Origin of the sequence: Asaia sp. W19, from assembly GCF_003994335.1 — a bacterium.
GTDB lineage: Bacteria > Pseudomonadota > Alphaproteobacteria > Acetobacterales > Acetobacteraceae > Asaia.
This window is the reverse complement of the sequence record NZ_PNQZ01000019.1, coordinates 13,908-25,681: the sequence shown is the minus strand read 5'-3', so window position 1 is coordinate 25,681 and position 11,774 is coordinate 13,908. Positions and strand designations below refer to the sequence as shown.

General features: G+C 62.7%; 12 protein-coding genes. 4 read left to right on the top strand and 8 right to left on the bottom strand.

The features are described 5' to 3' along the window. The first annotated feature begins 8 nt into the window (after positions 1-8). Positions 9-632 carry an outer membrane lipoprotein carrier protein LolA gene (locus tag C0V97_RS04345; RefSeq protein ID WP_199751631.1) on the top strand — a complete coding sequence of 208 codons (624 nt, stop codon included), beginning with the start codon at positions 9-11 and terminating at the stop codon, positions 630-632. Between the two features lie 12 nt (positions 633-644). On the opposite strand, the gene rsmI is transcribed toward C0V97_RS04345, so the two are convergent. Continuing rightward, on the bottom strand, positions 645-1,604 hold the full coding sequence (rsmI, locus tag C0V97_RS04340) for a 16S rRNA (cytidine(1402)-2'-O)-methyltransferase (RefSeq protein ID WP_199751628.1): 960 nt from the start codon (positions 1,602-1,604) through the stop codon (positions 645-647). On the opposite strand from rsmI, the gene C0V97_RS04335 reads away from it, so the two are divergent. Further along, complete coding sequence (locus C0V97_RS04335) at positions 1,589-2,968, top strand: penicillin-binding protein activator (protein WP_127101069.1); 1,380 nt, start codon at positions 1,589-1,591, stop codon at positions 2,966-2,968. The genes rsmI and C0V97_RS04335 overlap by 16 nt on opposite strands. 116 nt (positions 2,969-3,084) lie before the next feature. Here C0V97_RS04335 and C0V97_RS04330 read toward each other — a convergent pair whose 3' ends face one another. The 6 genes from C0V97_RS04330 to pdxH all read right to left on the bottom strand — a co-directional run bounded on the left by C0V97_RS04330 (position 3,085) and on the right by pdxH (position 9,181). Continuing rightward, on the bottom strand, positions 3,085-3,456 hold the full coding sequence (locus C0V97_RS04330; protein WP_199751625.1) for a hypothetical protein: 372 nt from the start codon (positions 3,454-3,456) through the stop codon (positions 3,085-3,087). A 186-nt stretch (positions 3,457-3,642) separates the two neighbouring features. Further along, positions 3,643-4,566, bottom strand: a complete 924-nt coding sequence (locus C0V97_RS04325) for a lauroyl acyltransferase (RefSeq protein ID WP_127101065.1) — start codon at positions 4,564-4,566, stop codon at positions 3,643-3,645. Between the two features lie 9 nt (positions 4,567-4,575). After that, the gene (gene lpxK / locus C0V97_RS04320) at positions 4,576-5,568 is read right to left on the bottom strand and encodes a tetraacyldisaccharide 4'-kinase (RefSeq protein WP_127101063.1); all 993 of its coding nucleotides are present in this window, start codon (positions 5,566-5,568) and stop codon (positions 4,576-4,578) included. Then, positions 5,559-7,508, bottom strand: a complete 1,950-nt coding sequence (locus C0V97_RS04315) for a glycosyltransferase N-terminal domain-containing protein (RefSeq protein ID WP_158625335.1) — start codon at positions 7,506-7,508, stop codon at positions 5,559-5,561. The genes lpxK and C0V97_RS04315 overlap by 10 nt, the downstream gene beginning before the upstream one ends. Before the next feature lie 78 nt (positions 7,509-7,586). Next, a complete protein-coding gene (locus tag C0V97_RS04310; RefSeq protein ID WP_127101059.1) occupies positions 7,587-8,474 on the bottom strand; it encodes a universal stress protein in 888 nt (295 codons plus the stop codon). 95 nt (positions 8,475-8,569) lie between these two features. Further along, positions 8,570-9,181 (bottom strand): pyridoxamine 5'-phosphate oxidase, encoded by a 612-nt coding sequence (gene pdxH / locus C0V97_RS04305; RefSeq protein WP_127101057.1) that lies wholly within the window; start codon positions 9,179-9,181, stop codon positions 8,570-8,572. 142 nt (positions 9,182-9,323) lie between these two features. Here pdxH and fabI point away from each other — a divergent pair, with 142 nt between their 5' ends. Together fabI and aroC are read left to right on the top strand one after the other, a co-directional pair. Next, a complete protein-coding gene (gene fabI / locus C0V97_RS04300) occupies positions 9,324-10,166 on the top strand; it encodes an enoyl-ACP reductase FabI (protein ID WP_127101055.1) in 843 nt (280 codons plus the stop codon). A 1-nt stretch (position 10,167) separates the two neighbouring features. After that, a complete protein-coding gene (aroC, locus tag C0V97_RS04295) occupies positions 10,168-11,265 on the top strand; it encodes a chorismate synthase (protein ID WP_127101053.1) in 1,098 nt (365 codons plus the stop codon). Positions 11,266-11,307: 42 nt separating this feature from the next. Here aroC and C0V97_RS04290 read toward each other — a convergent pair whose 3' ends face one another. Next, a complete protein-coding gene (locus C0V97_RS04290) occupies positions 11,308-11,736 on the bottom strand; it encodes an OsmC family protein (protein WP_199751622.1) in 429 nt (142 codons plus the stop codon). Positions 11,737-11,774 lie beyond the last annotated feature (38 nt).

The following is an 11,774-nucleotide window of genomic DNA, read 5'->3' as shown; positions in this document are numbered from 1 at the left end:
GCCCGGCCATGAAAATCCGTTCTTTCTGCCTCCTTGCTCTTCTGTCTGTGTCACCGGGCCTTGCTGACGCGGCCCATGCGCAGGCCACACCCGCCGCTCTGCGTCCTGCTGATGCCGGCTGGATTGCGCGCGTGCAGGACGTGCTCAACGCGACCCATGCCATCAAGGCAAGGTTTCAGCAGATTGCCCCGGACGGGGCGCGTTCAACCGGGCAGGCCTTGCTGAATCGACCGGGGCGCATGCGTTTCGATTACGACAAGCCGAGCCCGCTCCTGCTCGTCGCCAATCAGGGGCAGATTGTCTATCAGGACCGCGAACTCGGTCAGGTCACGACGTTGCCCCTCGACAGGACACCGCTCGGGTTATTGCTCCGCCCTGATCTGAAACTTTCGGGTGATGTGACGGTCACGGGCTTCGAGCATGATCATGGTCTGGTTCAGGTCACTGTCGTGCGTAGTGCGACACCGGGGGAGGGCAGCCTGACGCTCCTTTTCAATGAGGCGCCGCTGAGCCTGCGGTCCTGGGTCGTCAAGGACTCGCAAGGGCGTGAGACGCAGATCGATCTCTTTAATATCGAAACCAATCCGAGGCTCCCTGACAGTCTGTTCGCCCTGCCGAAGGAACAGGACTGATCAGGGTACGGGTCAGTCCCTTTCTGGCCCTTCGGAACCGATTTCGAGCGCGCGCGCATAGACGACGCGCCTCGGCAGATTGACAGCTCCTGCCACGAGTGTCGCGGCATCCTTGACCGAGTGGCTTTGCAGCGCCTTTCGCAGGCGCGCGTCGAGGTCCGCCTCGCCGCTGTTTTCTGCTTCGTCGGCCGGTCCAACGAGGATTGTGATCTCGCCCCGGGGGGCAGTCTGCAGGAAGTGCTCCTGCAATTCCCGCAATGTCCCGCGACGGATCTCCTCAAACCGCTTCGTGAGCTCGCGGGCGACCGCTCCCTGCCGTTCCGACCCGAACACGACGATCAGATCCTCGATCATGTCGAGCAGACGGTGCGGCGCTTCGTACCAGATGAGCGTCGCTGAGAGTCCTGCCTGTTCGGCGGCACGCAACACGCCGAACTGGGTGCGACGGGCCGAGGAGCGTGGGGCGGCGAAGCCGCTGAACAGATAGGGATGGGGGGGCAGGCCGGAGAGGGTGAGGGCAAGCGTCGCTGCGTTGGCCCCTGGCAGGGCGCCTACGTTCATTTTCTGCGCAAGGGCGGCGCGCACGAGACGAAAGCCGGGATCGGACACCAGAGGCGTGCCTGCATCCGAAACCAGCGCCATGCGTGCGCCGGAAGCAAGGCGGCTCAGCAAGCCGGGAATGCGGTCTTCCTCGTTGTGATCGTGAAGAATCTGTGTCGGTGTGGAAACATTATAGGCCTTGAGCAGTTTGGCTGTTACCCGTGTGTCCTCGCAAAGAATGACATCGGCAGCCTTCAAGGTCTCGATGGCCCGCACGCTCATATCGCCCAGATTGCCGATAGGTGTGGCCACCAGGGTCAGGCTGCCAGCGGGGAGGGTCGCAGAACTGTCCGAATTGTCATAAGCATGACCCGGACTCTCGAGAGTCGAATCGTTATCAGGAGTATGGGTGTAAGATGGTAGGTCGGACATTCGGTCCCCGTCAGCGCGTGATTTCCTTCACATCGCTCAGGTCGGCCTCTGCATGCAAGGTTTCCGCTCTTGCCGGTGTCGCGCTCTTTGCCCTCAATGCCTGTAATGGCCCCGAGACTGCCCCACCGGTTAGCCCGGTAGGCCCCACCGCGCAGGAAACCGGAACACGCAAGATCGGCATGCTCCTGCCGCTGACAGGTCGTTTCGGCAAGCTGGGTCAGCAGATGGCCAATGCCGCTCATATTGCCGTGCCGGATGGGCATGGGGTGACCCTTGATATCCGTGACACCGACGCTCCCGGCCAGACCGCAGAATCGGCCGCGCGTGCGGCGATCGATCAGGGCGACCGTGTCATTCTCGGCCCGCTGACCGCCCCGCAGACGGCTTCGGTGGCAGCGCTCACCCAAGCCGCCAGCCTGCCTGAATTCGCTTATACGAGCGACCAGGCGCAGGCGCGCCCCGGCGTGTGGGTCATGGGGGTTACGGTCGAGCAGCAGGTCGATCGCCTTGTTGATGCCGCAACAGGTGAGGGACGCAAGACGCTTGCGGCTTTCCTGCCCGATAACGCATTGGGGCATGCATTGGGCGATGCGCTGCTCAAGGCATGCACGAACAAGGGTCTGACCCCGCCTCAGATCGTCTTTCATACCGGGGCCTCTGACTCGATCATCTCCGGGCTCAAGACCCTCGCTGCCGTTCAGACACGACAGGATCAGGCAGGGCAGCAATCCGCTTCCGTTTCAGGCCCTGCTCAGCCTGCCTCGACCGCTCCAGCAGAGCCCGACGCGATCAACCCGCTTGGTGCTGATACCGCTGCGCCAGGCAAGACCGCGCCGCCATCGGGCGCCCCGGCGCAGGCTCCTTCCATCCCTGTGGCGCCGGTATCCCTGCCACCTCCGCCCTTCGATGCCTTGCTGCTCGGTGATACTGGACTTCAGCTCGCAACGGTCATCGATGGCTTGAAACAGGCCTCGGTCGATCCGCACCAGACGCGTATCCTCGGTCCGGCCCTGTGGAGTGCGTTCGCGGGCAAGCTTGGGGCGTTGCAGGGAGGGTGGTTCGCGGCGCCTGATCCGTCGTCGCGCACCGACTTCGTGCAGCGTTATCGCAGCCGCTATGGCTATGCACCGTCGGTACTGGCCAATGTCGCTTACGATACTGCCACAATGGCGGCCGTGCTTAGCCAGCAGCCGGACGGTTTTTCACAACACTCGCTGCTGCGCCCAGACGGATTCGCGGGGGCAGATGGAACGTTTGTGCTTCAGGCCGATGGTACGGTGGCTCGTGGCCTTGCCGTCTTCGAAATCCTGCCGGGTGGCGGTGTCAAGATGGCCTCGGCAGCGCCTCGGCGGCTGGGCAGATGATGCAGCCCTGGCAGGCTGAGGGGTGTCAGATCAGGGAACTCTGACTGCGGCTCCTCGCCCCGTCTCTTTGCGTCGGGGCGAACGGTCCTGACTGGCGCCTGATACGGCGCGCTGTGTCAGGCTGCCGCGATTGATTTGAGCGGCAGGACGGGGCGCACTGTGTGCAGGGCCAATTCCAGACTCGCATAGACGCCGAGCTCGTGATCGCGGATGTGATCGACCAGAACCCAGCGCAAACCGCGTGGCTTGATCATATAGGCGGGGTCAGCATTCTCACGGACCCAGATCAGGATATGGGCGACGGCCTCCTCGCGTCCGTTGAGACACTCGGTTTCGATATCGGCGTCGCAAAGCCCCATGGCGAGGCCAGCCTGCAGCCACTGCGACAGATATTCGCGATGACGAGGCAGCACATTGAAGCGCAGTGGAATCACATTGCTGAGAGGTGCTGGAGTTTCGTTCTTGGGAAACGGCAGCGTCTGGGCCATACGTTGCGTCCTCATTTCTGGTGCAACTCTGAGGCTAGACGGCAAAAGCGGCGTCTCTCAACGTAAAATTGCGCAGAGCGCCCTTTTTTCCGCATCGAAAACGCAAGGTGTTGCAGAAAAGCAATGCTTTGTTTCGCCTCCCGTTAGATCGGAAAAACGGAACTCGTAGAGCCTATTTGGCGTTAATTAGCCCTTTTTTCTTGTATACAATTCCTTGGGCCAGCGACGATGTAGCCAGAGCCAGGATTCCGGCTTTTCCGTAATCCATCTCTCGAGGAAGTCATTGAGCTGCTGTGTGAGGCTACCAATCTCTATTTGGCGCGGTGCCTGCGTGTCTGGGTGGAGCACGGGACCGACTTCGAGGTGGAGCCGGGCTGGGCCAAGTCGGACGATACGTCCGGTCACGATGGGACAATCGTACTTCACGGCGAAACTGGCTGCGGCTGAAGCCGTCATCGCGGGGAGTCCGAAAAAGCGACACTCGATTCCATCATTCATTTTCTGGTCGCCCAGAATGCCGAGATGATGTCCGTGAGAGAGATAGCGCAGTGCAAGTCTGGCACCCTTGGCGCCCTTGGCGAACATTGGCACGTCGCATCCCATCGCCCTGTTGCGCAGCCTGATGATGAGACGATCGATCAGAGGATTGCCGGCTGCGCGATAGAAAGAGGCGAAGGGCAGTCCGTGGCGTGCGACGATGGGGGGCAGCATTTCCCAATTGCCGATATGGCCGGAGAAGAAAATGACAGGGCGTGAGGCGCTCGCCATGGCATGAAGCGTCTCGGCATTCGTGATGCTCCATCCCGGCCCCTCGGGGGTATCCCGTTCCAGACGGGCAAGATGGGGAAACTCAGCGACCGTTCGCCCCAGATTATCCCAGACGCCAATGAGAATCCGCTCATGCTCCTGCGCCGTGAGCTTCGGCAGAGCCATCGCCAGATTTGCACGTGCAACTCGGGTGACAGGCAGTCTCGGGCCGATTTTGCGTGCAGCCCACCCGCCTAGATTCGACGCTGCCGCCGGGGTGAGAACGGAAAGCCCGGCCAGGGCGATGCGTGCCACGCCGTATTCGACGCGGTTGAGGAGGGTGACAGCAGGTTTATCGCTCATGCGGCGGCTCTACACATTCGCCAGTAGCAGGTCCAGAAGCCGCTCCGGAGCGCCGGGATCAGCCCAGAGCAATTCCACATCGATGACCGTGACTTCCGAGCGCAACCATTCCGGCAGCTTGACCCAGTCCTTGCGTGTGGTGACGAGAACGGCCCCGGGCTGGCGTGAAAGGACGGAGAGACGACGGCAGTCGCGCTCATTATAATCATGATGATCGTCGAACGGGATGCAGCGCATGGGCGGTGCCCCGGAATCGGTGAGCATTTCGAAGAATTTCGTGGGTCGGCCGATCCCGGCAAAGGCAATGACCTGGCGCCCCTGCAATTTACGGATCACTGAAGAGGGTATAAGGCGCGCCGTCAGAGCGGGAAGCCCGGGTGGGAGGGAGGGAACGAGCCCTGTATCATCCCGGCCGATCAGGATGACCGCATCGGCGCGGGCGAAACCGCGCGATGCCGGTTCACGCATAGGGCCGGCAGGCAGGATACGGCCATTGCCCAGGCCCACGCTTCCATCAATGGCGATCAGCTTCATGGTCTGACGCAAGCTGTGATTTTGCAGCCCGTCATCCATCAGCAGGCAGGTCGCACCGGCCTCGGCGGCAAGGCGGGCGGTCTCGGCGCGATTGGCACCGATCCAGACGGGAAAGTCCTGCGCCAGCATAAAGGGTTCATCCCCTGTATCGCGGGCGGTGTGATGCACTGGATCGACGCGCAGAGGCCCCTTGAGCTGCCCCCCATAGCCACGGCTGAGAATATGGGGCTGCTCGCCACGGGCGACGAGACGCTGCGCCAGATCCCTCACGATGATCGTCTTGCCTGTACCGCCTACCGTCAGGTTGCCGCAACATAGTACCGGGACGGGGGAAAGCGCCGGTGTGGCCCTCAAGGCCCGGAATGTGCCAAGTGTATCGACCGCCCATGCCAGCGGGGTGAGGGCGCGCGCCTGCCAGCGAGGGGACTGGTCCCTCCAGAAACCGGGTGGTCCGGGCTTCAGCCGCATAAGGCGTCGATCCTGTCCAGGAGGGCCGCGGGGACCGCTTCTTCTGGTGCCACCGCAGCACGGGCTTCGCTCGCTCTGGCCTGCCAGGATATCGGGTCGGTCATCACGGCATCAATCCATCCAGCCAGTTCCTGTTCGTCATGTATAGTCGAAACCAGACCGTTGAGTTGCGCGAAAGCCGGGCGGAAATTGCTGCAATGCGGCCCGCTGCTGAGGATCACGTCAAGGCGTACGGGCTCGAACGGGTTATGGCCACCGCCGGGTGAGAGGAGCGAATTACCGATGAAGGCGCAGGTAGCGAGCCGGTAGAAAAGTCCCAGCTCGCCCAGTGTATCAGCGATCCAGAGCGGAGATCCTGTATCGGGGAGTTCGCCGCGTGATCGAAGGGGCGGCGTGGCTGAGCAAAGCGCAGCGATTGCCGGGCCGCGCACTGGGTGGCGTGGTGCGATGATGGTCAACAACTCGGGATGTTTTAGCCGGGCGAGGGCTGAGGCGCGTAGAATGATCTCGTCTTCGCCAGCATGCGTCGAGGCCGCCAGGAACACCGGTCGCGCGCCGAGCGTCTGCCGCAAACGGGCAAGTTCGGCCTCATCGACCGCCGGGGGGGGGGCATTCTGCTTGAGATCGCCGTGGCAGAGCACCTCGCGCACCCCGAGGGCACGAAAATGGCGCGCATCTTCTTCCCCGCGGGCAGCGACGAAATCGAGACGGCTGAACAGAGGTGGGGCAAAAGGCTTCAGGCGTTTCCAACGTTGCCAGGAGCGGGCAGAGAGGCGCCCATTGAGCACACCGACCGGAATGGCCCGACGCGTGCAGGCCAGAATGAGCCCTGGCCAGAGTTCACTATCGGTCAGGAGAAGCGCCGAGGGTCTCCAGTGATCGAGGAAACGGCGCGTCCACAGAGCAACGTCATACGGAATGAACTGATGAATGAGCCGGGCTGCAGCCAGACCGGCGCTTGCCTGATGGGCGGCCACGATCGCCGCTCCGCCGAGCGTGGCCGTGGTGATCAAGAAATACCGTGCGGGGTGACGGGTGGCGAGCGCTCCAAGCAAGGGAAGGATGGACTGAACCTCCCCCACACTGGCGGCGTGCAGCCAGATCAGTTCGCCATGCGGTCGCTCCAGAGTGGTGCGGCCGCGACGCTCCGCCAGCCTTGCCGCGTTCTCCTTGCCGCGCCTCAGACGCCACAACATCATCCCGCGCAGGGCGGGCATCAGCGCAGCGCCCAGCCCCTGCCAGAGGCGGTCGCTGATCCCGGCGCGCCCGAGAGACAGCGCCGTTTCCGCGCGTCTCGTCAGGCGATCGAGCCGCTCTGTCACCGCCTCGGTTGTGATCGCCTCGGTACAGGGCTGCCCATACAGCAGATACCCCCTGCCAAAGGGGAGAGGCAGACGCAATCCGTCCCAGGTGGGTAGGCGCAGCGAGGTGCAGGCCGTGCCAACGGGCACGAAGGGTTTGCCGGTCAGGCGTATCAGCGTTTCGGTACCGCGCTGGGCAATCCGCGCAGGTCCGCGCGGCCCGTCCGGGGTAAGCGCGAAGATCGCGCCATTGCGCAGGATCTCGCATGCCTGACGTAGGGCGCGACTCCCTCCCTTGTTCTTGCCGCCACGGTCGCTCGATCCCTCCACACCGATGATCCCCCAGGGTGCAACGAGATCATTAATGAAACGACCATCGCGATTGCGGCTGATCATGACGGTGATCGTGAGTTCGGGATTGCTCTGATGTCCCCAGCGGCACATGGCGGGAAGCATCAGAAGCGTGGCATGCCAAGCCGCGACGATCGCGCCATCGGTCTTGCGTTCGGGCGATTGCGTCAGGACAGGCACGGCATCGGGGGCGCCGGTGATCGTCCAGCGCGTGGTGCGCAGCGCAAGGGCGAGATAACCGCGCGCCAGAATGAGAAGAGCCCGGCTTATCGTCCCGCTTGCAGTCATGCGGTTCATTCGGCGTCAGAAAGGAAAGCGCGCATACCGCGCCGGTAGCATGTCCGGTGCGGCAACGCAAAACCCGCCTCAGCGGCTCATGAGAACAGTCAGCTCGGCGTGCTCAAGAACATGTCTTGTTGCGCCGCCCAGGATCATCTGCCGCAGGCGCGAATGCGAATAGGCGCCCATACACAGCATATCCGCGCCAAAATCGGCGCAGGCGGCGAGGATACCTGCGCCCACATCGCGCTCGACCCCCTTGAAATCACGGATTTCGGCCTCGACGCCATGAAGGCGCAGATAATCCTGGACCGTGTCCGCTTCCGGCCCCCGCCGGTGGTAATCGACACTGGTAAGGATCTGGACACCCTCAGCCCGTTTGGCATAGGGCAGCGCACCACGCAGGGCGGAGGCGGCCTCGGCCGTGCCGTTCCAGGCAATGCACAGGCGCGTGCCCGACGTGACCGGTGGGCTCGGCGGTGCGATGACGAGCGGGCAGCCGCTATCGTACAGAACGGCGTGAAGCACTTCGGAGGCACGCGCATTATCGTTGGGGCCCAGATGCGGCATCAGGGTCAGATCCGAGAGCCTGGCGCGCCATGTGACGGCCTCGTGCTCCGAGCCTGTGAGGAACTCGAGCGATGCGCTGAGCTTCGAGTGGGCAAGCGGGTCGTTTTCCAGAAACCCCTGCTTGGGCTCGATGTCATTATCGCGGATGAATGCGTCGAATTTCAGCCGCACCTGCAGCATGCGGCGATGCGCCTCGTGCTCGGCGGCTTCCATCATCTCGTTGATCATGGAGCTCGACAGGCCTTCACCGGTCAGGGCCGCCATCTCATTGGGATCATCACCGACAAGCACCGTGGAGAGATGAGCGTTGAAGGCGCGTGCATGCAGCAGGCCCACGCGGAGTACCGCATCGATATTACCCGCGCCGTTGAGGGGGACGAGAATGTTTCTGACGTCGTTGGCCATGGGAAATCTCTCTTTAAGGTACGGAGTGGCGGCTTGGTGAACGCCTTGCATGAGGAATAGATCGGCAAGACCGGGCTGGCCGCGGCTTGAGCGGCTCAGGGATAGAGGCGCGTTACCGCCCAGTCATTTTCCGTCCGTGTCCATGTGGCCCGGTCATGCATGCGGTAGGGGCGATCCTGCCAGAACTCGATCTGGCGCGGCACAAGCCGGAAGCCGGACCAGTTGGCAGGGCGCTCGGGTTCCTTCCCCTCGAAGCGGGCGGCGACATCCCTGATACGATGCTCGAACTCGGCGCGGTCGGCGAGGGGGCGCGACTGATCGGAGGCGATGGCGCCAATACGCGAATTCCGGCTGCGGCTCGCAAAATAGCGATCGGCTTCCTCAGCGCTTACGGGTTCGACCGGCCCCTCGATACGGATTTGGCGACGCAACGATTTCCAGTGGAAAAGGAGCGCGGCCTGGGGGTTGGCCAGGAGCTCGCTGCCCTTGCGGCTCTCGAGATTGGTATAGAACACAAAGCCACGCGCATCCGCGCCCTTGAGCAGGATCATGCGTACCGACGGCACGCCCTCTGGCGTGGCCGTTGCAAGCGCCATGGCGTTGGGGTCGTTCGGCTCATGGGCCTCAGCCTCTTTCATCCAGTCCGCGAACAGCGAAAAGGGGTCCGCATCGAGCGGAATGAGGGGGAGGCTGGTATCGTCTGCCATGACAGGGTCTCTCCTGCGTCTATTCGGTCCGTATTCGTTGCCCTTCCTAACGTGTCATCTCGAGACTTGTTTGCGCGGCGGGCATGTGCGACGAAGCGGAGCGTTATTATTTCTTTGTCTGACATTAACCGGGATCTGCCTCATGTCCACCGCTTCGTTCGATCTCCCCACCGGGACGCTGATGGCGGGCAAGCGCGGCCTTGTGATGGGCGTCGCCAATGACCGCTCCATTGCCTGGGCCATCGCCTCTGCCTGCGCCGCACAGGGGGCGGAACTTGCCTTTACCTATCAGGGTGAAGCGCTCGGCAAGCGCGTGAAGCCGTTGGCCGAGAGTGTGGGGGCCAGTCTCGTCATTCCATGCGACGTGAGCGATGACGCTGATATCGACCGCGCCTTCGACGAAATCGAAAAGGCCTGGGGCAAGATCGACTTCGTGGTGCACGCCATTGGCTGGGCCGACAAACAGTTCCTGCGGGGACGTTACGTCGATACCCCGCGCGATGCCTTTCTCAAGGCCATGGATATTTCCTGCTTCTCCTTTACAGCAGTTGCGCGCCGCGCTGCCGCGCTGATGACGGATGGTGGCTCGCTGCTGACCCTGTCCTATCTCGGCGCGGAGCGCGTCATGCCTCATTATAACGTGATGGGTGTGGCCAAGGCGGCGCTCGAGGCCTCGGTGCGTTATATGGCGGCTGATCTCGGCAAGGATAATATCCGCGTCAATGCCATTTCCGCTGGTCCGATCATGACGCTGGCGGCCAATGGTATCGGCGATTTTCGGTATATCCTGCGTTGGAACCAGCTCAATGCGCCCATGGAGCGCAACGTCTCGCTCAAGGATGTCGGTGGCTCGGGGCTGTACTTTCTGTCAGACCTATCCTCCGGCACGACGGGCGAAGTCCACCATGTCGATTGCGGCTACCATATCGTGGGCATGAAGAACCCGAACGCCCCCGATATCGCCGTGGCCTCATCAGAAGGCTGATATGTCGGATAACAGCTTTGGGACGCTCTTCCGGGTCACGACCTGGGGCGAGAGCCATGGTCCCGCCATCGGCTGCGTGATCGATGGCTGCCCACCGAATATTGTCCTGAGCGAAGCCGATATACAGCCCTGGCTGGACAGGCGACGCCCCGGGCAGTCGAAATTCACAACCCAGCGACAGGAAGCCGATCAGGTTCGTATCCTGTCAGGCGTTTTCGAAGGCCGGACGACCGGCACGCCGATCTCGCTCATGATCGAGAATACCGACCAGCGGTCGAAAGATTACTCCGATATCGCTACGCGCTACCGGCCCGGCCATGCGGATGTGACCTATGACCTCAAATACGGTCATCGCGATTATCGGGGCGGTGGGCGTTCTTCGGCGCGTGAAACTGCCTGCCGCGTTGCGGCTGGTGGGGTGGCGCGCCGCGTGATTGCGGAATTGCTGGGCGAGATGGCGTTGATCCGCGCAGCTCTCGTACAGGTCGGTGGGCTGGAGGTGGACCGCACGCGCTGGGACTGGGAGGAAGTGACGCGTAACCCGCTATTCTGCCCCGATCCCGTGACGGCCATCGAATGGGAGGGGCTTCTGGCCAGCGTGCGCAAGGATGGCTCCTCAATCGGTGCCCTGGTCGAGGTGGTGGCAGAAAATTTCCCGGCGGGACTCGGGGCTCCGCTTTACGGGAAGCTGGATGCAGAGCTCGCCGCGGCGCTGATGGGGATCAATGGCGTAAAAGCCGTCGAGATCGGGGAAGGGTTTGGCGTCGCATCGCTCCGGGGCGAAGACAACGCTGACCCGATGCGTATGCGTGACGGCGCCCTGCATTTCGAACGTAATCGGGCAGGCGGTATCCTTGGGGGAATCTCGACCGGACAACCGATCGCCGCCCGTTTTGCCATCAAGCCGACCAGCTCCATTCTGGTGCCGGTACCCTCGGTCAATCGCGAGGGCGAAAACATCGAGGTGATCACGAAGGGGCGGCACGACCCCTGTATCGGCATTCGGGCAGTGCCCGTCGCCGAGGCGATGATGGCCTGTCTGCTGGTCGATCATCTGCTGCGTGATCAGGCCCAGAACAGCTGGCATCGCGCCCGTTGATAAGCGAACATGGCCGCCCGGGCAGGCGGCCATGGATCGGTGTCAGACAAGCGTTGCCGTCAGGCTGATGGCGGCCTTGAAAAGCTGCGAAACCGGGCAGCCATTCTTGGCCTTGGTGGCCAGTTCCTCGAACTTCGCCTGATCGGCGTCGGGTACGCTGCCCTTCAGATCGAGATGGATGGCCGAGATCTCGAACCCGCCTTCGGTCTTGTCGAGCGAGACCGTCGCCTTGGTCTCCAGAGAAGTCGCCGTGAGGCCAGCCTCACCCAGGATCATGGAGAGCGCCATGGTGAAGCAACCGGCATGGGCCGCGCCGATCAGTTCCTCGGGGTTCGTGCCGGGCTTGTCCTCGAATCGCGTATTGAAGCCATAGGGCTGGCTCGACAGCGCGCCACTCTGTGTCGAGATGGTGCCCTTGCCGTCCTTGAGGCCACCGCTCCACTGGGCACTGGCTGATTTCTTGATCGTCATGAAGGGATCTCCTGCGTTTCCGACGCCCGATCCGGGTC

Bases quoted from the DNA above. Each gene is read 5' to 3' on its own strand.
- C0V97_RS04310 (WP_127101059.1), bottom strand. From the start codon at position 8,474: ATGGCCAACGACGTCAGAAACATTCTCGTCCCCCTCAACGGCGCGGGT.
- C0V97_RS04325 (WP_127101065.1), bottom strand. From the start codon at position 4,566: ATGAGCGATAAACCTGCTGTCACCCTCCTCAACCGCGTCGAATACGGC.
- fabI (WP_127101055.1), top strand. From the start codon at position 9,324: ATGTCCACCGCTTCGTTCGATCTCCCCACCGGGACGCTGATGGCGGGC.
- C0V97_RS04335 (WP_127101069.1), top strand. From the start codon at position 1,589: ATGGTAGGTCGGACATTCGGTCCCCGTCAGCGCGTGATTTCCTTCACA.
- pdxH (WP_127101057.1), bottom strand. From the start codon at position 9,181: ATGGCAGACGATACCAGCCTCCCCCTCATTCCGCTCGATGCGGACCCC.
- C0V97_RS04290 (WP_199751622.1), bottom strand. From the start codon at position 11,736: ATGACGATCAAGAAATCAGCCAGTGCCCAGTGGAGCGGTGGCCTCAAG.
- C0V97_RS04345 (WP_199751631.1), top strand. From the start codon at position 9: ATGAAAATCCGTTCTTTCTGCCTCCTTGCTCTTCTGTCTGTGTCACCG.
- C0V97_RS04315 (WP_158625335.1), bottom strand. From the start codon at position 7,508: ATGACTGCAAGCGGGACGATAAGCCGGGCTCTTCTCATTCTGGCGCGC.
- lpxK (WP_127101063.1), bottom strand. From the start codon at position 5,568: ATGCGGCTGAAGCCCGGACCACCCGGTTTCTGGAGGGACCAGTCCCCT.
- rsmI (WP_199751628.1), bottom strand. From the start codon at position 1,604: ATGTCCGACCTACCATCTTACACCCATACTCCTGATAACGATTCGACT.
- aroC (WP_127101053.1), top strand. From the start codon at position 10,168: ATGTCGGATAACAGCTTTGGGACGCTCTTCCGGGTCACGACCTGGGGC.
- C0V97_RS04330 (WP_199751625.1), bottom strand. From the start codon at position 3,456: ATGGCCCAGACGCTGCCGTTTCCCAAGAACGAAACTCCAGCACCTCTC.